The organism is Delftia sp. S65, from assembly GCF_016516495.1.
Lineage (GTDB): Bacteria > Pseudomonadota > Gammaproteobacteria > Burkholderiales > Burkholderiaceae_C > Comamonas > Comamonas acidovorans.
This window is the reverse complement of the sequence record NZ_JACVUR010000005.1, coordinates 159,929-180,829: the sequence shown is the minus strand read 5'-3', so window position 1 is coordinate 180,829 and position 20,901 is coordinate 159,929. Positions and strand designations below refer to the sequence as shown.

17 protein-coding genes are annotated in these 20,901 nt (G+C 69.9%); 7 read left to right on the top strand and 10 right to left on the bottom strand.

Annotated elements, in window-relative coordinates; all coding sequences use genetic code 11:
* Window positions 1-17: 17 nt before the first annotated feature.
* Together IAE24_RS07110 and uvrA are read right to left on the bottom strand one after the other, a co-directional pair.
* Complete coding sequence (locus IAE24_RS07110) at window positions 18-1,172, bottom strand: NAD(P)/FAD-dependent oxidoreductase (RefSeq protein WP_199962039.1); 1,155 nt, start codon at window positions 1,170-1,172, stop codon at window positions 18-20.
* Window positions 1,173-1,180: 8 nt separating this feature from the next.
* Window positions 1,181-4,294, bottom strand: coding sequence for an excinuclease ABC subunit UvrA (uvrA, locus tag IAE24_RS07105; RefSeq protein ID WP_199962037.1), 3,114 nt, complete (start codon window positions 4,292-4,294; stop codon window positions 1,181-1,183).
* Between the two features lie 273 nt (window positions 4,295-4,567).
* On the opposite strand from uvrA, the gene IAE24_RS07100 reads away from it, so the two are divergent.
* The 4 genes from IAE24_RS07100 to IAE24_RS07085 all read left to right on the top strand — a co-directional run bounded on the left by IAE24_RS07100 (window position 4,568) and on the right by IAE24_RS07085 (window position 8,832).
* Window positions 4,568-5,743 carry an MFS transporter gene (locus tag IAE24_RS07100; RefSeq protein WP_043796511.1) on the top strand — a complete coding sequence of 392 codons (1,176 nt, stop codon included), beginning with the start codon at window positions 4,568-4,570 and terminating at the stop codon, window positions 5,741-5,743.
* Window positions 5,744-5,903: 160 nt separating this feature from the next.
* Window positions 5,904-6,470 (top strand): single-stranded DNA-binding protein, encoded by a 567-nt coding sequence (ssb, locus tag IAE24_RS07095; protein ID WP_012202749.1) that lies wholly within the window; start codon window positions 5,904-5,906, stop codon window positions 6,468-6,470.
* A gap of 86 nt (window positions 6,471-6,556) precedes the next feature.
* On the top strand, window positions 6,557-7,054 hold the full coding sequence (locus IAE24_RS07090; RefSeq protein WP_199962035.1) for a hypothetical protein: 498 nt from the start codon (window positions 6,557-6,559) through the stop codon (window positions 7,052-7,054).
* 323 nt (window positions 7,055-7,377) lie between these two features.
* Complete coding sequence (locus IAE24_RS07085) at window positions 7,378-8,832, top strand: SulP family inorganic anion transporter (protein WP_233626372.1); 1,455 nt, start codon at window positions 7,378-7,380, stop codon at window positions 8,830-8,832.
* A gap of 30 nt (window positions 8,833-8,862) precedes the next feature.
* On the opposite strand, the gene paaE is transcribed toward IAE24_RS07085, so the two are convergent.
* From paaE to paaK, 6 genes are read right to left on the bottom strand one after another with little or no spacing between them, the layout of a single operon-like run.
* Entirely contained in the window at window positions 8,863-9,960 is a 1,098-nt protein-coding gene (gene paaE, locus IAE24_RS07080) for a 1,2-phenylacetyl-CoA epoxidase subunit PaaE (protein WP_016449341.1), read from the bottom strand.
* Complete coding sequence (gene paaD, locus IAE24_RS07075) at window positions 9,957-10,526, bottom strand: 1,2-phenylacetyl-CoA epoxidase subunit PaaD (protein ID WP_096914637.1); 570 nt, start codon at window positions 10,524-10,526, stop codon at window positions 9,957-9,959. Before paaD ends, paaE begins: the two co-directional genes overlap by 4 nt.
* Window positions 10,526-11,314 (bottom strand): 1,2-phenylacetyl-CoA epoxidase subunit PaaC, encoded by a 789-nt coding sequence (gene paaC, locus IAE24_RS07070; protein WP_013804630.1) that lies wholly within the window; start codon window positions 11,312-11,314, stop codon window positions 10,526-10,528. Before paaC ends, paaD begins: the two co-directional genes overlap by 1 nt.
* Window positions 11,315-11,327: 13 nt before the next feature.
* Window positions 11,328-11,633, bottom strand: a complete 306-nt coding sequence (gene paaB / locus IAE24_RS07065; RefSeq protein ID WP_012202743.1) for a 1,2-phenylacetyl-CoA epoxidase subunit PaaB — start codon at window positions 11,631-11,633, stop codon at window positions 11,328-11,330.
* Window positions 11,630-12,652 carry a 1,2-phenylacetyl-CoA epoxidase subunit PaaA gene (paaA, locus tag IAE24_RS07060; RefSeq protein WP_012202742.1) on the bottom strand — a complete coding sequence of 341 codons (1,023 nt, stop codon included), beginning with the start codon at window positions 12,650-12,652 and terminating at the stop codon, window positions 11,630-11,632. Before paaA ends, paaB begins: the two co-directional genes overlap by 4 nt.
* Before the next feature lie 45 nt (window positions 12,653-12,697).
* Complete coding sequence (gene paaK, locus IAE24_RS07055; RefSeq protein ID WP_199962033.1) at window positions 12,698-14,017, bottom strand: phenylacetate--CoA ligase PaaK; 1,320 nt, start codon at window positions 14,015-14,017, stop codon at window positions 12,698-12,700.
* A 148-nt stretch (window positions 14,018-14,165) separates the two neighbouring features.
* Here paaK and paaN point away from each other — a divergent pair, with 148 nt between their 5' ends.
* Complete coding sequence (paaN, locus tag IAE24_RS07050) at window positions 14,166-15,824, top strand: phenylacetic acid degradation protein PaaN (RefSeq protein ID WP_199962032.1); 1,659 nt, start codon at window positions 14,166-14,168, stop codon at window positions 15,822-15,824.
* A gap of 15 nt (window positions 15,825-15,839) precedes the next feature.
* On the opposite strand, the gene IAE24_RS07045 is transcribed toward paaN, so the two are convergent.
* Entirely contained in the window at window positions 15,840-16,475 is a 636-nt protein-coding gene (locus IAE24_RS07045; protein WP_013804634.1) for a TetR/AcrR family transcriptional regulator, read from the bottom strand.
* 191 nt (window positions 16,476-16,666) lie between these two features.
* Between IAE24_RS07045 and IAE24_RS07040 the strand changes: the two genes are divergently transcribed.
* Complete coding sequence (locus IAE24_RS07040) at window positions 16,667-17,350, top strand: LuxR C-terminal-related transcriptional regulator (RefSeq protein WP_016449578.1); 684 nt, start codon at window positions 16,667-16,669, stop codon at window positions 17,348-17,350.
* A gap of 5 nt (window positions 17,351-17,355) precedes the next feature.
* Window positions 17,356-19,350: a sensor histidine kinase gene (locus tag IAE24_RS07035; RefSeq protein ID WP_199962031.1), complete on the top strand. Its 1,995-nt coding sequence runs from the start codon at window positions 17,356-17,358 to the stop codon at window positions 19,348-19,350.
* On the opposite strand, the gene IAE24_RS07030 is transcribed toward IAE24_RS07035, so the two are convergent.
* Window positions 19,319-20,878 carry a serine hydrolase gene (locus tag IAE24_RS07030; protein WP_199962030.1) on the bottom strand — a complete coding sequence of 520 codons (1,560 nt, stop codon included), beginning with the start codon at window positions 20,876-20,878 and terminating at the stop codon, window positions 19,319-19,321. The two genes, IAE24_RS07035 and IAE24_RS07030, sit on opposite strands and share 32 nt — an antisense overlap.
* Window positions 20,879-20,901 lie beyond the last annotated feature (23 nt).

Genomic DNA, 20,901 nt, shown 5'->3' with positions numbered 1-20,901 from the left:
CACGCTTCAGCCGAACCTCAGCCACGCTGGCAGCGCGCGGGCGACAGCCATTCAGGCTGCACGCCCTGCGCGGCCAGGCGTGCATCCAGCGGCTCGCCGCGCAGCAGGTTGCGCGCCAGCAGGCTGTAGCCGAAGGCGCTCTGTATGCCGTAGCCGCCCTGGGCGGCCACCCAGAAAAAGCCCGGCAGCGGCGCAGGCGAGGCATCCCAGCCCACGGCCATCTCGCCGTCGGCCACAAAGCTGCGCAGCCCGGCCCAGGTGTGGGAGGGGCGGCGGATCTGCAGCGTGGTCACTTCCTCGATGCGCCAGATGCCCGTGGCCACGTCCAGCTCCTCGGGCGCCACGTCCTGCGGCGCCACGGGGTCGGCGTTGGCGGGCGAGCCCAGCAGCTGGCCTGCATCGGGCTTGAAGTAAAAGCCCTCGTCGGCGCTGATCACGGCGGGCCAGTGCGCGGCGTCCATGCCTTCGGGCACGGCAAAGGTGAAGGCACTGCGCCGCTTGGGCACCAGGCCTATGGGCGCTGCGCCCGCCAGCGCGCCCAGCGCATCGGCCCAGGCGCCGGCCGCGTTGACCACGCAGCGCGCACGCACCCGGCTGCCGTCGGCCAGGTCCACGGTCCAGACACCTGCGTCATGCGCCAGCGCACGGACCTCGGCGCTGCAGCGCAGCTCGCCGCCGCACTGGCGCAGGCCGCGCAGGAAGCCCTGGTGCAGGCCGTGCACGTCGATGTCGCGCGCGCCGTCGTCCGCAAAGCCATCGACCAGCAGCGCGGTATTCAGGCAGGGCACCAGGGCCTTGAGTTCATCGGGGCCCAGGCGCCGCGCCTGGGGCGAGTGCAGGAGCGCCTCGGCATGGGCGGCATCGAGCAGGTCCTTCTGCGCGGCCGTGCCCACATAGAGCACGCCGCGCGGCGCCAGGATGGGCGCCTGCACAAAGCCCTGCGGCGGCTGCTCGTAGAAGGCGCGGCTGGCCCGCGTCAGCGCCTGGACCTGCAGCGGGCCATAGTGCTCCTCATACAGCGCGGCCGAGCGGCCCGTGCTGTGGTAGCCGGGCTGGGATTCGCGCTCCAGCACCAGCACCGAGGTCTGGCCGTCGCGCGCCAGCTGCCAGGCCACCGAGGCACCGGCCATGCCCGCGCCCACCACCACGAAATCACGGATGCTGCTGTCCATGGCCGGCCTCACTTTGCGTTCTTGCGGCCTAGCTTGGCCTGCGCAGGAGCCGACGCTGCCTCCAGATAGGGCCGCAGATAGCGCCCCGTATGGCTGGCCGGGTTGGCCGCCACGTCCTCGGGCGTGCCCGTGGCCACCACCTGACCGCCGCCCGAGCCACCTTCGGGGCCCATGTCGATGATCCAGTCGGCCGTCTTGATCACGTCCAGGTTGTGCTCGATGACCACGATGGTGTTGCCCGCATCGCGCAGCTGCTGCAGCACCTTGAGCAGCAGGGCGATGTCGGCGAAGTGCAGGCCCGTCGTGGGCTCGTCCAGGATGTAGAGCGTGCGCCCCGTGTCGCGCTTGGACAGTTCCTGGGCCAGCTTGACGCGCTGCGCCTCGCCGCCCGACAGCGTGGTCGCGCTCTGGCCCAGCCGGATATAGGACAGGCCCACGTCCAGCAGGGTCTGCAGCTTGCGGGCGATGGTGGGCACGTCCTTGAAGAAGGCATGGGCGTCCTCCACCGTCATCTCCAGGATCTGGGAGATGTTGCGGCCCTTCCACTGCACCTCCAGCGTCTCGCGGTTGTAGCGCTGGCCGTTGCAGATGTCGCAGGGCACATAGACATCGGGCAGGAAGTGCATCTCCACCTTGACCACGCCATCGCCCTGGCAGGCCTCGCAGCGGCCGCCGGCCACGTTGAACGAGAAGCGCCCGGGGCCGTAGCCGCGCTCCTTGGCGGTGTTGGTCTCGGCCATCAGGTCGCGGATGGGCGTGAACAGGCCCGTGTAGGTGGCCGGGTTGCTGCGCGGCGTGCGGCCTATGGGCGACTGGTCCACATTGATGACCTTGTCGAAATGGCCCATGCCGATGATGTCGTCGTGCGGCGCGGCCTCGCCGCCGGCACGGTGGATCTGGCGCGCGGCCTCGGTATAGAGCGTGTCGTTGACCAGGGTGCTCTTGCCCGAGCCCGAGACGCCGGTCACGCAGGTCAGCAGGCCCACGGGAAAGTCCGCCGTCACGCCCTTGAGGTTGTGGCCGCGTGCGCCCACCACGCGCAGGGCCTGCAGTTGCGGCGCGCCGGGGGCGGTTGCGTTGTCGGGATTGGCGGGGGGCTGCTGGGCGCGGGCCGGGAAGCCCTTGGCCGCTGGCCGGGCCTCGCCCTCGGCCGTTGCCTCCAGCACGGGTTGCCAGGGCGTGCGCCGCGCAGGCACTTCGATGCGCTGGGTGCCCGCCAGGTAGCGGCCCGTGGGTGAATCGGGATTGGCGCGCACCTCTTCGTAGCTGCCCTGGGCCATGACGCGGCCGCCATGCACGCCAGCGCCGGGCCCCAGGTCGATGATCTGGTCGGCCGCGCGCATCATGTCCTCGTCGTGCTCGACCACGATGACGCTGTTGCCGATGTCGCGCAGGTGCTGCAGCGTGCCGATGAGCTTGTCGTTGTCGCGCTGGTGCAGGCCGATGCTGGGCTCGTCCAGCACATACATCACGCCCGTCAGGCCGCTGCCGATCTGGCTGGCCAGGCGGATGCGCTGGGCCTCGCCGCCGGACAGGGTGTCCGCGCCGCGCTCCAGGCTCAGGTAGCTCAGGCCCACGTCGTTGAGGAACAGCAGGCGCGAGGCGATCTCGCGCACCACCTTGCCCGCGATCTCGGCCTTGGCGCCCGACAGCTGCAGGGACGCGCACCAGGCATGGGCCTCGGCCAGCGTGGCATGGCCCACCTCGTAGATGGCGCGGGCCTGCTCGCCCTCGCCGATGCGCACGAAGCGCGCCTCGCGGCGCAGCCGCGTGCCGCCGCAGTCTGGGCAGACGGCGACGCTGCGCAGCCGCGCCAGATCATCGCGCACCACGCTGGACTCGGTCTCGCGCCAGCGCCGCGTGATGTTGGGGATGATGCCCTCGAAGGGATGGCTCTTGACCATGGACTCGCCCTTGCGCGCGCCGCTGTCGAAGACGTAGCTGAAGGGCATTTCCTCCTCGCCCGAGCCCCAGAGCACCACATGGCGCACCTTCTCGGGCAGCTCCTCGAAGGGCAGCTCCACATCGGTGCCGTAGTGGCGCGCCACGCTCTCGAGCATGGAGAAGTAGTAGCCGTTGCGCCGGTCCCAGCCCTTGACGGCGCCGCTGGCCAGGCTCAGCGTGGGGAAGGCGACCACGCGCTCGGGGTCGAAGGACTCCGTGCAGCCCAGGCCGTCGCAGCCCGGGCAGGCGCCCATGGGCGAGTTGAACGAGAACAGGCGCGGCTCCAGCTCGGGCAGCGAATAGCTGCACAGCGGGCAGGCGAACTTGGCGCTGAAGAGGTGCTCTTTGCCGCTGTCCATCTCCAGGGCGATCACGCGGCCGCCGGCGTCGGCGCCACCCGCGCGCAGGGCGGCCTCGAAGCTCTCGGCCAGGCGCTGCTGGGCGTCGGCGCGCACCTTGAGGCGGTCGATCACCACGTCGATGTCGTGGCGCTCGTTCTTCTCCAGCGCGGGCAGGGAATGGGACTCGTGGATCTTGCCGTCGATGCGAAAGCGCACATAGCCCTGGGCCTGCATCTGCGCGAACAGCTCGGCGAACTCGCCCTTTTTGTTGCGCGCCAGCGGCCCCAGCACCATGAGGCGCGTGTCCTCGGGCAGGGCCAGGGCCGCATCCACCATCTGGCTGATGGTCTGGGACTGCAGCGGCAGGTTGTGGTCGGGGCAGTAGGGCGTGCCGGCGCGTGCGAACAGCAGGCGCAGGTAGTCGTTGATCTCGGTCACCGTGCCCACGGTGGAGCGCGGGTTGTGGCTGGTGGCCTTCTGCTCGATGCTGATGGCGGGCGACAGGCCCTCGATCAGGTCCACATCGGGCTTGTCCAGCCGCCCCAGGAACTGGCGCGCATAGGCCGACAGGCTCTCCACATAGCGGCGCTGGCCCTCGGCATACAGCGTGTCGAAAGCCAGGCTGGACTTGCCCGAGCCCGACAGCCCGGTGATCACCACCAGCCGGTTGCGCGGAATGTCCAGGTCGATGTTCTTGAGGTTGTGCGTGCGCGCACCGCGGATGGCGATGCGTGACTGCGCCAGCGCCAGGCCAAGGTAGCGGCCGTCGGGCTGGGAGCGGGAGTCGGCGGCCCGGTCCAGGCCGCCGTCTTCGGAAATCGTGTGGGAACCAGGCATCGGGAAAACCCCTGCGAAGGCGAACCCGCCATGATAGGTCAGAACCCGTGCCACCGCATGGCGGCTCGGTCTGCGGGGCGGCAGGGCCTTCTGCGGCGCCCCTTCACAAAACTGTCTTGCACTGGCTTGCATAACCCAGCCACCCCGCAGCGCCGGCCTATGGGCGAGAATGGCGGATTGCTTGCCCCCACAACAGTGCACCCCGTGCTCGATTCCCCCACACCCGTCCACGGCGCCCAGGCGCCAGCCCCCTCCTCGGCCGCATCGGGCCGCATGACCCCGCAGGAACGCCGATCCAGCGCCAGCCTGGCGCTGATCTTTGCGCTGCGCATGCTGGGCCTGTTCCTGGTGCTGCCGGTGTTCGCGCTGGAGGCCCGCAAGTACCCGGGCGGTGACGATCCGGCCATGATCGGCCTGGCCATGGGCCTGTACGGGCTCACCCAGGCCGTGTTCCAGTTGCCCCTGGGCCTGGCTTCGGACCGTTTCGGGCGCAAGCGCGTCATCGTCGCCGGGCTGCTGGTCTTTGCGGCGGGCAGCCTGCTGGCGGCCACGGCCGACTCGCTGCTGGGCCTGATGTGGGGCCGGGGCCTGCAGGGCGCGGGCGCCGTCTCGGCCGCCGTGACCGCGCTGCTGGCCGACCTCACGCGCGACAGCGTGCGCACCAAGGCCATGGCCATGGTGGGCGGCAGCATCGGCCTCATGTTCGCGCTGGCCCTGGTGCTCAGCCCCCTGCTGGCGGCCTGGGGCGGGCTGCCCGGCATCTTCGGCCTGACCTGCGCCCTGGCGCTGGCGGGCATTGCCGTCGTGCTCTGGGTCGTCCCGCCCGAGCCCGCGCGCCACGCCGACCAGCCGCGCGGCCGCATGGCCGAGCTGTGGCGCCATGGCGACCTGGTGCGACTGAACCTGGGCGTGTTCGTGCTGCACACCGTGCAGATGTCCATGTGGGTGGCCGTGCCCGCCATGCTGGTGCAGGCGGGCCTGGACAAGCAGGCGCACTGGCATGTCTACCTGCCGGCCGTGGTGCTGTCCTTCGCCGCCATGGGCGGCCTGTTCGCCATGGAGCGGCGCGGGCGCCTGCGCGCGGCCCTGCTGGGCGCCATCGCCCTGATCACCCTCGTGCAGATCGGCCTGGGCCTGCTGGCGGCCGGCGGCGCGCAGCCGCCGCTGTGGGCCATGGCCGTGCTGATGTTCGTGTTCTTCTGCGGCTTCAACGCGCTGGAGGCCACCCAGCCCAGCCTGGTCTCTCGCATGGCCCCGGCCCCGCTGCGCGGCGCGGCGCTGGGCGCCTACAACACGCTGCAATCGCTGGGCCTGTTCGCAGGCGGCGCGCTGGGCGGCGCCGTCGCCAAATGGGCCGGCATGCCGGGCCTGTTCACCCTGACGAGCGTCCTGGCCGTGCTGTGGCTGGTCGTCACCTGGCCGCTGCGCCCCGTGGGCCGCCACGGCTGAACGGCGGATTTTCAGACGGTTACAAGCCGCCGCCACCGGCGGTTGCCACGGGATATCCGCCCCCTGCCATCGGCGGACGGCTTGCGGCACAATGGCGCGTCTGGCCCGGGATCCATCCCTCTATGCCCGGGCCACTTCCCTATGTAAAGGTATTTCACTCATGGCATCCGTCAACAAAGTCATCATCGTCGGCAACCTCGGACGCGACCCCGAAATGCGCACCTTCCCGAGTGGCGATCAGGTGGCCAACGTGACCATCGCCACCACCGACCGCTGGCGCGACAAGAATACCGGCGAGAACAAGGAAGCCACCGAGTGGCACCGCGTGGTCTTCAATGGCCGCTTGGCCGAAATCGTGGGCCAGTACCTGCGCAAGGGCAGCCAGGTCTATGTCGAAGGCAGCCTGCGCACGCGCAAGTGGACCGACCAGGCCAGCGGCCAGGAACGCTACGCCACCGAAATCCGCGCCGACAGCATGCAGATGCTGGGCAGCCGCCAGGGCGGCGGCGGTGGCCAGCAAGGCGGCGGCTACGGCGATGAAGGCTACGGCGACAGCGGCTACGACGCCCCTCCCCAGCAGCAACAGCGCCGCCCGGCCCCTGCCCCCATGGCAGCGCCCGCACCGCGCCAGGCCCCTGCCCAGCGCCCCGCTCCCGCACCCATGGCACCCCCGCCGCAGCGCGCGGCCTCGGGCTTTGACGACATGGATGACGACATTCCGTTCTGATTCGGACCATCAAGGTTCTTGAGCATCCAGACCCGCTTTCCCCGGAATGCGGGTTTTGTTTTTCCAGGCGCCCGACGACAAATCCCATGTCCCTGCCGCGTGCCAGAACCCTGTTGTGGAGTCTTGTCCTGTGCCTGCCGCTGGCCGTGTTCGGCTGGCTGGCTGCAGCCCTGTGCCTGATCTCGCAGGAGGACTACACACCCGAGCCCGGCAGCTTCACCTACTACATCGGCATCTCGTCCCTGGTGCGCCATGCGCCGCTGGTGGGCGCGCTGGGCAAGGCGGAGTACTTCGGCACCGTGGGCGACGGCAACAAGCCGCCACACGGCCTGGTGTCCTATGACGTGGAGTTCGCAAGCATTGGCCCCGCCACGCACGCCTTCGATGCCTACCTGCTCGGCAAAGGCTATTCCCGGACTGCGGACGACGAAACGCCCGGCCCCTCCTACGGCATGGGGCCGCGCGTTCGCCATGCCAGGTACACGGCGGCTTCGGGCCAAGTCGTCTACGTGGAAGTGGTGCAGGCCTCATCGGCCGAGCAAGGCCCTGTGCGCTACCGCGCCACCATGGCGCACTACGACTGATTGCGGCCAGGGGTCCATCCCACGGCAGGCAGCACCCCCTCGTACAATCGCGCCCGTGATTTCAGTCCACCGGCACCGTCAACCAGGGGCTCGCCAAGCGCGCAGCCGCGATGCCGCACGCCTTCACAGCTTCACGCTGGCCCGCATCGCGCGCGGCTCGCAGAGCCGGCGCTCGGGCTGCACCCGCCTGGCGCCGCCGTAGCACGGTCGAACCGTACAAGCCGCCAGGTTTCGGGCATGGCCCGACGCCCGGCATGTTCATTCCCGTCTACAAAATCCTGCCCCGCCCTGCCACACACAGCGCGACGGGGCCGGCCATTTCCATGTCGAAACACCCCCATCCCTTTCGCGCCGAGTGGGCGCCCAGCATTCCGCGCGAGCTCATGGCCGGCGCCGTGGCCACCTTTGCGCTGATCCCCGAGGTCATCGCCTTCTCCTTCGTGGCTGGCGTCGATCCCGCCGTCGGCCTGTTCGCCTCCTTCATCATCAGCATCGTCATCGCCTTCACCGGCGCGCGCCCGGCCATGGTGTCGGCGGCAGCGGGCTCGGTCGCCCTGGTGGCCGCTCCGCTGGTGCATGCGCATGGCGTGCAGTACCTTTTTGCGGCCGGCATTCTTGCGGGAGCCGTGCAGATCCTGTTCGGCCTGCTGCGCCTGGGCGTGCTGATGCGCTATGTGTCCGGCTCGGTGCGCACGGGCTTCGTCAATGCGCTGGCCATCCTGATCTTCTCGGCCCAGATGCCGCACCTGATCGGCGCCAATGCCGCCACCTGGGCCATGGTGGGCGCCGGCCTGCTGATCATCTACGGCCTGCCCCGGCTGACCACGGCCGTGCCCTCGCCCCTGGTCTGCATCGTGGTGCTGACGGTGGCGGCGAATTGGCTGGACCTGCCCCTGAAGACGGTCGCCGACCTGGGCCTGCTGCCGGACGGCCTGCCCAGCTTCGGGCTGCCGCAGGTGCCTTGGTCGCTGGAGACGCTGCGCCTGATCGCCCTGCCCGCGCTGGCGATCGCCATGGTGGGATTGCTGGAGTCCATGATGACGGCCAGCGTGGTCGATGAACTCACGGACACGCCCAGCTCCAAGAACCGCGAGTGCAGCGGCATCGGCGTGGCCAACATCGCGGCCAGCCTGTTCGGCGGCATTGCCGGCTGCGCCATGATCGGCCAGACCGTGGGCAATGTGCGCTACGGCGGCCGCGGCCGGCTTTCCACGCTGTTCGCGGGCGCCTTCCTGCTGATCCTGATGGTGCTGCTCAAGCCCTGGGTGTCCCAGGTGCCGGTGGCGGCGCTGGTGGCCATCATGGTGATGGTGTCGGCCTCCACGCTGGACTGGGGATCGGCCCGCGCCCTGCTCAGGCATCCCAAGCTGTCCAGCGCCGTGATGCTGGCCACCGTGGTGGTCACCGTGGCCACGGACAACCTGGCCGCCGGCGTGGGCGTCGGCGTGCTGCTCAGCGGGGTGTTCTTCACCTTCAAGGTCTCAAGGCTGCTGTCCGTCGAGAAGACGGAGGACGATGCAGGCCTGACCTACCGCGTCTCGGGCCAGGTCTTCTTCGCCTCGGCCGACCAGCTGGTCGATGCCTTCGACGTGCGGGACATCGAAGGCCGGCCCGTGCGCATCGATCTGACCAACGCCCATTTCTGGGACATCACGGCCGTCAATGCGCTGGACAAGGTCTGCCAGCGCCTGCGCAAGCACGGCAGCACGGTCGAAGTAACAGGCCTGAACGAACACGGCCGGGCACTGGTGTCGCGGCTGGATATCGGCATCGAGTAGGCCCGCGGCCGTCCCCGGGCGGGACGGCCCTCAACGCTCATCGAACGACAGCACCACGCGCTCGGTCAGCGGATGCGCCTGGCAGGTCAGCACGAAGCCGCAGGCGACTTCGTTCTTGTCGAGGGCGAAGTTGCGCTCCATGCGCACCTCGCCCTCGACCACCTTGGCGCGGCAGGTGCCGCAGACGCCCGAGGTGCAGGAATAGGGCACTTCCAGCCCGGCCGAGGAGGCCGCGTCCAGGATGCTGGCCTGGCCGCGCGTGAAGGGGATTTCGCGCGAGAGGCCGTCGCGCACCAGGGTGATGCGGGCGGTGGCGGCGTCGCCGGGCTGGGCCTCGTGCACCACGGCGCCCACCGTGCCCTGGCCTGCGGCCGGCAGGGCCACGCCGAAGCGCTCGATGTGGATGCGCTCCTCGGGCACGCCGGCGGCCAGCAGGGCGGCCTCGGCCTCGTCGTTCATCTGGAAGGGTCCGCAGATGTAGACATGGTCGATGTGTGCGGCCGGCACCACGCCCTGCAGGAATTCGGCGATCTTGGCTCGGTCCATCACGCCCATGTTCAACGGCAGGTCGGTGTGCTCGTCCGAGAACACATGCTGCAGCGACAGCCGCGACATGTAGCGGTTCTTGAGGTCCTCGATCTCCTCCTTGAACATGGTGGACTGCAGCTGGCGGTTGCCGTAGATCAGCGTGAAGCGGCTGGCGGGCTCGCGCGCCAGCACGGTCTTCATGATGGACAGGATGGGCGTGATGCCGCTGCCGCCGGCGATGCCCACATGGTGGCGCGCGGCCCCGGGCTCGATGGGCACGAAGAAGCGGCCCTGGGGCGCCATGACCTGCAGCGTGTCGCCGGGGCGCAGATGCTCGTTGATCCAGTTGGAGAACTGGCCACCGCGCACCTTGCGCACGCCCACGCGCAGCTCGCCGTCATCCACGCCTGCGCAGATGGAGTAGCTGCGGCGCAGGTCCTGGCCGTCGATCTGGTGGCGCAGGGTGAGGTACTGGCCCTGGGTGAAGCCGAAGACCTCGCGCAGCGCGGGCGGCACGTCGAAGGAGACGACCACGGCCTCGGCCGTGTCGGGCGCAATGCTGCGCACGCGCAGCGGGTGGAACATCGTGGTCGTGGTCATATCGGCTTGAAGTGTTCGAAGGGTTCGCGGCAGTCCAGGCAGCGGTGCAGGGCCTTGCAGGCCGTGGCGCCGAAGGCCGACAGCCGCTCGGTGTGCACGCTGCCGCAGTGCGGGCAGGCAACGGGCTCGGGCACGGCAATGCCCTGGCGGCGGCGCACCAGGCGGATGGGCGAGGTGCCTTCCGGCAGGCCGGAGTCGCCGCAGCGCCCGGGCGGCGCGATGCCGTACTCGCGCAGCTTGCGCCGGCCGTCGTCGCTGATCCAGTCCGTGGTCCAGGCCGGGGCGCGGCGCAGCACGGCGCGCGCGGGGCCCAGGCCTGCGGCCTCGATGGCATCGAGCACGCTGCGCTCGATGACCTCGGTGGCGGGGCAGCCCGAGTAGGTGGGCGTGAGCACGATCTCCATGCCCTGGCCTTCGGGCAGGGCATGGACCTCGCGCACGATGCCCAGCTCGCAGACCGAGATCACGGGCACCTCGGGGTCGGGCACGTCCTGCAGCGCGGCCCAGGCCAGGCGCTCGCGCTCGGCCAAGGCGGATGTGACGGCCACAAGCCGTGCGGCAGCCATCACCACACCCCGCCCGGATAGGCGCGCTGCAGGTGCTGCATCTCGGCCAGGATGAAGCCCATGTGCTCGCTGTGCACGCCGTTGCGGCCCGTGCTGCGGAAGGCGGATTCGGCCGGCATGTCCAGCGTGGCCTCCTGCAGCAGGGCGGCCATTTCGGCCTGCCAGGGTTCGCGCAGCTCGGACCAGGCCGGGCCCAGGCCGCTGGCGCGTGCGGCGGCGTCCGTGGCGTCGTCGGTGAACAGCTCGGCCGCGTAGCGCCACAGCTGGGCCAGGGCCGCCTCCATGCGCTGGCGCGATTCCTCGGTGCCGTCGCCCAGGCGCACCACCCAGTCGCCCGCGTGCTGCTCGTGGTAGCGCGCTTCCTTGAGCGCCTTGGCGGCGATGGCGGCCAGCTCGGCGTCGCTGGAGTGCACCAAGCGCTCCCACATCAGGCGCAGCCAGGTGGCGGCCATGGCGTTGCGCAGCACGGTGAAGGCGAAGTCGCCGCGCGGCAGCTCGGCCAGCGTGGCGTTGAAGTAGTCGCGCTCGTCGCGCAGAAAGGCGAGCTGGTCCTCGTCGTGCGCGCGGCCTTCAAGCTGGCCGGCGCGGGTCAGCAGGGCTCGTGCCTGGCCGACCAGGTCCAGCGCCATGTTGGTCATGGCGATGTCCTCTTCGAGGATGGGCGCGTGGCCGCACCACTGGCCCAGGCGCTGGGCCAGGATCAGGCAGGTATCGCCCAGGCGCAGCAGGTACTGCACCTCGGGACGGGCGTCGATGGCGATGGAGGATGCCGAGGCGGAGGCGTTCATGGCTGCACCCCGCTCACATGTGGTCCACCGAGGGGGGCAGCTGGTAGAAGGTCGGATGGCGGTAGACCTTGTCCTGGGCCGGATCGAAGAACATGTCCTTGTCGCCAGGGTCGCTGGCCACGATCTGGTCCGAGCGCACCACCCAGACGCTCACGCCCTCCTGGCGCCGCGTGTAGACATCGCGCGCCATCTGCAGCGCCATCTGCGGGTCGGCCGCATGCAGGCTGCCGCAGTGCTTGTGGTCCAGGCCGGCCTTGCTGCGGACGAAGACTTCCCACAGCGGCCATTCGTTGGTGATGTTCTGTTCGACGGCGGTCATGCGGCCTCCTTGCGGGTCTGGTTTCTCTGTGTCTGCTTGCGGGCATGGGCCAGGGCGGCCTCGCGCACCCAGGCGCCTTCGTCCCAGGCCTTGACGCGGGCGCCCAGGCGCTCGCGGTTGCAGGGGCCGTCTCCGGCGATCACGCGCCAGAACTCGTCCCAGTCGATGGGGCCATGGTCATGGGCCTGGCGGGCCTCGTTCCATTTCAGGTCGGGGTCGGGCAGGGTGACGCCCAGCACCTTGGCCTGGTCCACCGTGGCGTCGATGAACTTCTGGCGCAGCGCGTCGTTGGAGATGCGCTTGATGCCCCAGCGCATGGACTGCGCGCTGTTGGGCGACTGGTCGTCGGGCGGGCCGAACATCATGATGGACGGCCACCACCAGCGGTTGACGGCGTCCTGCACCATGGCCTTCTGCGCCTCGGTGCCCTGCTGCATCATGGTCAGCAGCGCCTCGTAGCCCTGGCGCTGGTGAAAGCTCTCCTCGCGGCAGATGCGCACCATGGCGCGCGCGTAGGGCGCATAGGAGCAGCGGCAGATGGGGACCTGGTTCATGATGGCCGCGCCGTCCACCAGCCAGCCGATGGTGCCCATGTCGGCCCAGGTCAGCGTGGGGTAGTTGAAGATGGAGCTGTACTTGGCCTTGCCCGTGTGCAGCGCGTGCAGCATCTGGTCGCGGCTGCTGCCCAGCGTCTCGGCGGCCGCGTAGAGGTACAGGCCATGGCCGCCCTCGTCCTGCACCTTGGCCAGCAGGATGGCCTTGCGCTTGAGCGTGGGCGCGCGGCTGATCCAGTTGCCCTCGGGCAGCATGCCGACGATCTCGCTGTGCGCGTGCTGGCTGATCTGGCGCAGCAGCGTCTTGCGGTAGTTGTCGGGCATCCAGTCCTTGGCCTCGATGAATTCGCCGGCATCGATGCGCTCGTCAAAGCGCTGCTGCAGGCGCATTTCGTCGGCCGAGCGCACGGCCTTGCCGCCATCGCCCGCTTCCTTGCCCATGGTGTCCATGGCCTGGGTGTACATGTGCGATCTCCTTCAGTGAAATGGTTGACGACGGCCGGCGGTGCCTCAACGCGGCCGCTTGTCGTACACGCGCCTGGCCTTGCCGGTCTGCGTGCGCTCGATGGTGTCGGGATCGAAGACGCGCACCGCCGTGGAAATGCCCACCAGGGTCTTGATGCGCTGCTGCACCCACTGCGCGATCTCGCCGCGCTCGGCATCGCCCAGGCCGCGCCGCTGCGGCTGCAGCTCGCAATGCACCTCGACGGTGTCCAGCAGGCCTTCACGGCTGATGTGCATCTGGTACAGGCCCGTGAGGCTGGCATTGGCCAGCACGATTTCCTCGATCTGGGTCGGAAAGACGTTGACGCCGCGGATGATCATCATGTCGTCGCTGCGCCCAACGATCTTGCCCATGCGCCGGAAGCTGCGCGAAGTCGGCGCCAGCAGCCGCGTCAGGTCCCGCGTGCGGTAGCGCACGATGGGCATGGCCTCCTTGGACAGCGACGTGAAGACCAGCTCACCCTCGCTGCCGTCGGGCAGCACCTCGCCCGTGTCGGGGTCGATGATCTCGGGATAGAAATGGTCTTCCCAGATCACCGGCCCGTCCTTGCTCTCCACGCATTCGCTGGCCACGCCCGGGCCCATGACTTCGGACAGGCCGTAGATGTCCACGGCGTCCAGCCCCGCCTTGCCCTCGATCTCGCGGCGCATGGCCTCGGTCCAGGGCTCGGCGCCGAAGATGCCGATCCGCAAAGAGCTGTCGCGCGGGTCCATCCCCTGGCGCTGCATCTCCTCCACGATCACCTGCATGTAGCTGGGCGTGACCATGATGATGTCGGGCCGGAAATCCTGGATCAGCTGCACCTGCTTTTCGGTCTGCCCGCCCGACATGGGCACCACGGTGCAGCCCGCGCGCTCGGCGCCGTAGTGCGCACCCAGCCCGCCCGTGAACAGGCCGTAGCCATAGGCCACATGCACCATGTCGCCTGGCCGCCCGCCCGCCGCGCGGATGGAGCGGGCCACCAGGTTGGCCCAGTTGTCCAGGTCCTTCAACGTGTAGCCCACGACCGTGGGCTTGCCCGTGGTGCCCGAGGAGGCATGCACGCGCGCCACCTTCTGGCGCGGCACGGCGAACATGCCGAACGGGTAGTTCTCGCGCAGGTCCTTCTTGGTGGTGAAGGGAAAGCGGGCCAGGTCGGACAGCGTGCGCAGGTCGGACGGATGCACGCCCTTTTCGTCGAAGGCGCGGCGGTAGTGCGGCACGTTGTCGTAGGCATGCTGCAACGACCAGCGCAGGCGCAGCAGCTGCAGCGAGGCGATCTCGTCGCGGCTGGCGGTTTCGATGGGGTCGAGTTCGCCGGGGGCGGGGCGCAGGTCTTTGTTCATCGGGGTTCTGGCGTCGTGAGGCAAGGGGTTCAGAATAATTGACCGACCGGACGGTAGGATTATAATATGCAGCTTTCTTGAGCAACAAGGCTTGTTGTCCGGTACTAACCCTGATAGCGACGCCACATTCCAACCCAGGAGACATCCCATGCCCGCCCACGCCCTCTACGAACGCCACCGCCCTCTGCTCGACGACGCCCTGCAGGCCCTGTCCCGCCGGGGCCACTGGTCGCCCTTCCCCGAGGCGCCCTCGCCCAAGGTGTATGGCGAGACCGCCCAGGCCCAGGGCCATGCCGCCGTGCAGGCGCTGTTCGGCAAGGACTATCCGCTGCGCCAGCCCGGTGAACGCGCCCGCGTGGCCACCGAGCAATCGCCCTATGGCGTGGCCCTGGACATCCGCTACCCCGAGTGCGATGCCCAGGCGCTGGTGGACGCGGCCCAGGCGGCCGAGCCTGCGTGGCAGGCGCTGGGACCCCAGGGCCGCACCGGCGTGCTGCTGGAGGCGCTGACGCGCATCCACCAGCGCAGCTTCGAGATCGCGCATGCCGTGATGCTGACCACGGGCCAGGGCGCGATGATGGCCTTCCAGGCCGGCGGCCCCCATGCCCAGGACCGCGCCCTGGAAGCCATTGCCGTGGCCTGGAAGGCCATGGCCGACGTGCCCGCCGAGGCCGTCTGGGAAAAGCCCCAGGGCAAGCATGCGCCCGCCGTGCTGCACAAGCGCTTCGAGATCGTGGGGCGTGGCGTGGCCCTGGTCATCGGCTGCGCCACCTTCCCGACCTGGAACACCTACCCGGGCCTGTTCGCCGCGCTGGCCACGGGCAACCCCGTGATCGTCAAGCCCCACCCCAACGCCGTGCTGCCGGCCGCGCTCACCGTGAGCGTGCTGCGCGATGTGCTGACCGAGCAGGGCCTGGACCCCAACCTCGTGACCCTGGCCGTGAACGGCAAGCCCGAATTGACCCAGGCCCTGGCCACGCACGCGGCCGTGGCCTCCATCGACTTCACGGGCGGCAATGCCTTCGGCCAGTGGCTGCAGGCGCATGCGCCGCAGGCACGCCTGTATGCCGAGATGGCCGGCGTGAACCTGGTGGTGATCGAGTCCACCGATGCCTACGCAGGCATGCTGCGCAATCTGGCCCTGTCACTGTCGCTGTACAGCGGCCAGATGTGCACCACCACGCAGAACCTGCTGATTGCCGCCGGCGGCATAGAGACTGACCAGGGCCACAAGAGCTTCGAGCAGGTCGGCGCCGATCTGGCCGCCGCCATCGACCAGTTGCTGGCCGATCCCAAGGTGGCCTTCACCGTGCTGGGCGCCATAGGCTCTGCGCAGACCGTGGAGCGCGTGGAACAGGCCGCCACCGTGGGCCGCGCCGTGCGCGCCTCGCAAAAGCTCACCCATCCCGAGTACCCGCAGGCCGAGGTGCGCACGCCCGCGCTGCGCGCGCTGGACGTGGCGGACGCCGCCATCTACGAGCGCGAATGCTTCGGCCCCGTCTCCTACCTGGTGGCCGTGCCCTCGGCCCAGGCCGCGCGCGAGCTGGCCGAGCGCAGCGTGCGCGCGCATGGCGCGATGACCCTGGGCCTGTACTCCACGGATGCGGCCTTCGTCGATGCCGTGGCGGCCTCGGCGCTGCGCTCACGCGTGGCCTTGTCCATCAACCTCACGCAGGGCGTGATGGTCAACCAGTCGGCAGGCTTCTCGGACTTCCACGCCACGGGCGGCAATCCCGCGGCCAATGCCAGCTACACCACGCTGGCCTTCGTGGCCGACCGCTTCGTGGTCGTGCAGCGCCGGTGGTGAGGGACCGGGCCGAGCCTAGGCCTGGCGGGCCTTGCGCGGCTTCTTGGCGTCCGGCACGCTGACCGCGCGCACGCCGCCGAAGAACAGCTGGGACACCATGGTGCCAATGGCGTCATGGTCCAGCGTGCCGCCCGGCTTGAGCCAGGTGAAGGTCCAGTTGATCATGCCGAACAGCAGCATGGCCAGGGGCTTGCCCAGGGCGCTGTCGGCGGGCTCGCCGCGCACCTGGGCAATGGTCTGCGCAAAGGCGGCGACCACGCGGCGCTCCACGTCCAGGATGCGCTGCTGGTCTTGCTCGCGCAGGAAGCGCACGTCCTCGGTCAGCACGCGGTGGGCATTCTGGGCCTGGGCGTACTCCTGGCCGAAGCCGCGGATCAGCGCATGCAGGCGCTGCTCGGGATCGGCATGGGCCTGCAGGGTGTCGTTGACCAGGGCTTCGAGACGCAGCACATGCTCTTCGGCAATGCGCACGGCCAGGTCGTGCTTGTCGATTACATAGTGGTAGAGCGTGGCCTTGGAGACGCCGCAGGCCGCAGCCACCTCGTTCATGGAGGTGCCCGCATAGCCGCGCTGCGCGAACAGCTGGGCGGCGTGGGAGAGGATCATTTCACGCTGGCCATCGTAGCCAGCAGGGTCACGTACGCGTGCCATGCGGCGGCGTCCTTTCGGTAGGTGTCGTTGCCAGGGTCCGCCCGTGCGGCCCGGGCCGGAATTATGGACGGCGCAGCGGCGCGCACCCCCGCGATTACCAGTTTTCAGGGATATGCAAAGATGCGGGCTTCGCCCACAGTCGGGCGGCCATCCTGCCCCTTTTTACGCCCGCCGCTGCGCACGCCTTTTCCATGCCCGCCCACCTGCTTGTCCCAGAGTCCACGCTTCCGGCCCCGGTGCTGGTGGTGGAGGACGAGCCGCTGATCCGCCAGCGGCTGCAGTCCGTGCTGGGCCAGCTGGGCTACACGCCCGATGCCCTGCTGTTCGCCGGCTCCCTGGCCCAGGCCCGCGCCTGCCTGGCCGAGCCCGTGGCCCTGGCCCTGGTGGACCTGGGCCTGCCCGACGGCAGCGGCATCGACCTGATCGCCGAGATGCGCAGCGCAGACCCGGCCGTGGGCATCCTGGTGATCTCGGCCTGGAGCACGGAGGACGCCATCCTCGCGGCGCTGCGCGCAGGCGCCACCGGCTATGTGCTCAAGGAACGCGACGACCTGGAAGTGTCGCTGTCCATCCGCAGCGTGCTGCGCGGCGGCGCCCCCATCGACCCCTTCATCGCGCGCCGCGTGATCGCCGAGCTGCAGGGCGCGGCACCCGCCACGCCGGAGAGCACCGGCACCGAGTCCACGCTGAGCGCGCGCGAAAGCCAGATCCTGCGCCTGGTGGCCGACGGCCTGACCAACCGCGAGATCGCCGAGCAGCTGCACCTGTCGCGCTACACGGTGGAATGCCACATCAAGCACATCTACCGCAAGCTGGCCGTGTCCTCGCGCACGCGCGCCGTCAACACGGCACGCGTGCGCGGCCTGCTGGGCTGACGGCCATGGGCGGGTGGCGCCGGTGGTTCGGCCCGGTGCGGCGCCTCGCCCAGGGCCAGGCCCTGGGCCTCGCCCTGAGCCTTGCGTTTCTCCTGTGCAGTACCTGCGCCTTGGCCCAGGCCTGCCTGCCGCAGATCCTGTCCATCCAGTCCGCCAAGGCCGCAGGCCAGGGACCGCCGCCCATGGCCAGCGCGGTACGCGACTGGCACAACGTGACCCTGCCCGACCACTGGCTGGACCGCTGGCCCGGCTACAGCGGCGCCGTCTGGTACCGCATCGACTGGCAGCGCGGCTGCCCTCACCCCGCTGCCGCTTCTGCCACCGCTCCCGCCGCCGCCGATCCCGTGGCGCTGGCCCTGCACTCCATGGTCATGGCCGGCGAGGTCTTCGTGAACGGCGACCTGCTGTGGCGCGACCGGAACCTGGTCGAGCCCCTGTCGCGCAGCTGGAACATGCCGCGCTTTTGGCTGCTGCCCGAATCCGCCCTGCATGCGGGCACCAACAGCGTGTGGATACGCGTGCACGGCCTGGCCGAGCAGACGCCCGGCCTGGGCGAGGTGCGCCTGGGCGAGCCCGAGGCGCTGCGCCAGTGGCACGAGCAGACCTGGTGGAACCAGCGCACGCTGTTTGCCATGAACATCGTGGTCTCGCTGGTGCTGGGCGTGCTGTTCGCCTTTGCCTGGCTGCAGCGGCGCGCCAGCAAGGCCTTTGGCTGGTACGCGCTCAATGCCTTCTGCTGGGCGCTGTTCCTGGCCAATATCCTGGCCACCGAGGCCTGGCCCTTCCCCGACACCCTGGCCGTGGCACGCGGCAACCTGCTGGTCTTTTTGCTGTTCGGCCAGAGCTTTTGCCTGTTCACCTGGCGCTTCGGCAGGCTGCACCTGCCCCGGCTGGAAAAGCTGCTGTGGGCGCTGACGCTGGCCGGCATGGCCGCCGCCATCTTCGCGCCCTGGTGGCTGGTGGATGGCGTGCTGCACATCGGACTGGTGTACTTCGGCGTCTGCGTGGCCGTGTCGCTGCACTTTCCGCTGCACGCCTGGCGCACGCGCGAGCCGGGCCACCTGGTCTACGCGGCCTGCCTGCTGGTCTTCCTGTGTGCGGGCCTGCACGACATGCTGGCGCTCAAGAAGGTGATTGGCCCCGCCACGCCCTGGATGCCCTATACCGCACCGCTGACCATGCTGGCCCTGTCCATGGTGCTGGGCCGGCAGTTCGTGCTCAGCATGCGCCGCATCGAGCAGTTCAACCAGGAGCTGACCGACAGCGTGGCGCGTGCCTGCGACGAGCTTGGCGGCACGCTGGCGCGCGAGCATGCGCTGGCGCTCAGCCACTCGCGGCTGCAGGAACGGATGCAGCTGGCGCACGACCTGCACGACAGCCTGGGCGGCTCCCTGGTGCGCTCCATCGCCATGGTGGAACAGGCGGGCGGCCCCATGCACAACCGCCAGTTCCTGTCCGTGCTCAAGCTGCTGCGCGACGACCTGCGCCAGATGATCGACAGCGGCACCAGCGTCTCCGTCACCGTGCCGGACACGCCCCAGGCCTGGATCGCGCCGCTGCGCCACCGCTTTGCCAGCCTGTTCGACGCGCTGGACATGCAGTCCGACTGGCAGGTGCCTGCCGCCTGGCCGCAGCCGCCCGGTGCGCTGCAGTGCCTGGCGCTGACGCGCGTGCTGGAGGAAGCGCTGGCCAATGTGATCAAGCACAGCCGCGCCCAGTGCGTGCAGGTGCAGCTGCAGTGGCCCGAGCCGCATTGGCTGATGCTGCGCATCACCGACGACGGCGCAGGCTTTGACGTGGCCGCCGTGCAGCAGGCCGGCATGGGCGTGGGCCTGCGCAGCATGCAGGCGCGCCTGCAGCGCCTGGGCGGCCATCTGGACATGGATTCAGAGCCCGGCGCCACCGTGCTGGCCGCCTGGCTGCCCGTGCCCGGCGATCACCTGCACAACGGCGCGGAGCAGGCCACCCTCAGCGCGAAAAGCGCCCTATCCCCGCACTGACGCCGGCCGGGGTCAGCACATCGTCGAAGTACTCCAGCGTGAGCTGGTTGCCGTCGAACGTGGCCTTGGACAGGCTGCCCGGCGAATCGCCCTCGGGCACGAAGCTGAAGACCTCGCCATCCCAGTGGCTGAGCAGCATGCGCTGCGAACCCAGGCTGACCTGCAGCCCCCCGCCACCCGTCTGCAGGCTGACCTGGGCCGGCCCGTAGAAGCGGTTGGCGTAGCTGCCCACATAGGCGCCCAGCGGCCGGGGCGGGCGCGGGAAAGGGGGCCGAGTCTTGCCTACCAGCTCGCCATGCGGCTGCATGATGGGCGCCAGCCGCTTGGTCCAGATGCTCTCCCAGTCCTGGCGCTGGCGGCCCCATTCGACCTGGTCCAGGAACTGCGAGACCACGATCTCGGGCACGCCGATGGGCATGCCGTTGGTCAGCACCACGATGCCCAGCTTGAGCTCGGGCATGACGGTGAAGCTGGTCGCGCTGCCCGTGCCGAAAGCACCCGAGTGGCTGTAGGTGGTGCGCCCCGCCTCGGACACGCCCACGTTGAAGCCGAAGCCGTAGTAGCGCGCAGGCTCGCCGCTGCCGGCCGGCGACTGCAGCATCTGCGGCGACAGCGCCGTGCGCAGCGCCTGCGCATCGACCACCTGGCGGCCCTCGAAGCGGCCCTCGTCCAGCAGCATGGTCATCCAGCGCGCCATGTCGCGCACCGTGGAGCTGACGCCGCCCGCGGCCGACTGCGCATCGGGCCGGCGCACCGGCCCCGTCTGCCACACGCCGTTGACGCGCAGGTGGCCGGCCGCGCGGTTGGCGCGCGCCTCGAAATCGGCAAACAGCGAACTGGTCTGCGTCATGCCCAGCGGGCCGTAGACGGCCTGCTGCGACAGCGCGGCCCAGGACTGGCCCGCGATGGCGGCCACGGCCTCGGCGCCCGTGGTCAGGCCGAAGTTGCTGTAGGCGTACTGGGTGCCCACGGGCCGCAGCGGCAGGTAGCGCAGGCGCTCCAGGATCTGGCGCTGGCTGTAGCCCAGCTCCTCCAGCGCATCGCCGGCCTGGCCGGGCAGGCCCGAGCGGTGGGCATACATGTCGCCCACGGTGATGCGCTGGGCCGCGTCGGCGTCCTCCAGCGTCCACCAGGGCAGGCCCTGCTGCACGCGCGTGTCCCAGGACACGCGGCGCTGACCCACCTGCTGCGCCACCACGGTGGCGCCCACGGACTTGGAGACCGAGGCGAGCTGGAACACCGTGTCCGCATCCACGGCCAGCGACGAGCCCAGACGGCGCACGCCCATGCCCTGGGCATAGACCAGGCGCCCCTCATGCACCACGGCCACGGCCACGCCGGGCACGCCCGTGCGCCGCATCTGCGCGCGCACCTGGCCATCGAGTTGATCGAGCGCACGCTTGACGCGGTCCGTCACGGGCGGATCGATGGGATCGCCCCAGGACACCTCGCCGTTGCATCCGGCCGTGGCCACGGCGCCCAGGGCCGCTCCCAGAAAATGCCGGCGCGCAAGAATCGATGAAGCCATGGGGTCTCCTGTGGTGCTGTCGT

Coding starts and splice junctions, on each gene's coding strand:
- IAE24_RS07110 (WP_199962039.1), bottom strand. CDS start 1,172: ATGGACAGCAGCATCCGTGATTTCGTGGTGGTGGGCGCGGGCATGGCC.
- uvrA (WP_199962037.1), bottom strand. CDS start 4,294: ATGCCTGGTTCCCACACGATTTCCGAAGACGGCGGCCTGGACCGGGCC.
- IAE24_RS07100 (WP_043796511.1), top strand. CDS start 4,568: ATGACCCCGCAGGAACGCCGATCCAGCGCCAGCCTGGCGCTGATCTTT.
- ssb (WP_012202749.1), top strand. CDS start 5,904: ATGGCATCCGTCAACAAAGTCATCATCGTCGGCAACCTCGGACGCGAC.
- IAE24_RS07090 (WP_199962035.1), top strand. CDS start 6,557: ATGTCCCTGCCGCGTGCCAGAACCCTGTTGTGGAGTCTTGTCCTGTGC.
- IAE24_RS07085 (WP_233626372.1), top strand. CDS start 7,378: ATGTCGAAACACCCCCATCCCTTTCGCGCCGAGTGGGCGCCCAGCATT.
- paaE (WP_016449341.1), bottom strand. CDS start 9,960: ATGACCACGACCACGATGTTCCACCCGCTGCGCGTGCGCAGCATTGCG.
- paaD (WP_096914637.1), bottom strand. CDS start 10,526: ATGGCTGCCGCACGGCTTGTGGCCGTCACATCCGCCTTGGCCGAGCGC.
- paaC (WP_013804630.1), bottom strand. CDS start 11,314: ATGAACGCCTCCGCCTCGGCATCCTCCATCGCCATCGACGCCCGTCCC.
- paaB (WP_012202743.1), bottom strand. CDS start 11,633: ATGACCGCCGTCGAACAGAACATCACCAACGAATGGCCGCTGTGGGAA.
- paaA (WP_012202742.1), bottom strand. CDS start 12,652: ATGTACACCCAGGCCATGGACACCATGGGCAAGGAAGCGGGCGATGGC.
- paaK (WP_199962033.1), bottom strand. CDS start 14,017: ATGAACAAAGACCTGCGCCCCGCCCCCGGCGAACTCGACCCCATCGAA.
- paaN (WP_199962032.1), top strand. CDS start 14,166: ATGCCCGCCCACGCCCTCTACGAACGCCACCGCCCTCTGCTCGACGAC.
- IAE24_RS07045 (WP_013804634.1), bottom strand. CDS start 16,475: ATGGCACGCGTACGTGACCCTGCTGGCTACGATGGCCAGCGTGAAATG.
- IAE24_RS07040 (WP_016449578.1), top strand. CDS start 16,667: ATGCCCGCCCACCTGCTTGTCCCAGAGTCCACGCTTCCGGCCCCGGTG.
- IAE24_RS07035 (WP_199962031.1), top strand. CDS start 17,356: ATGGGCGGGTGGCGCCGGTGGTTCGGCCCGGTGCGGCGCCTCGCCCAG.
- IAE24_RS07030 (WP_199962030.1), bottom strand. CDS start 20,878: ATGGCTTCATCGATTCTTGCGCGCCGGCATTTTCTGGGAGCGGCCCTG.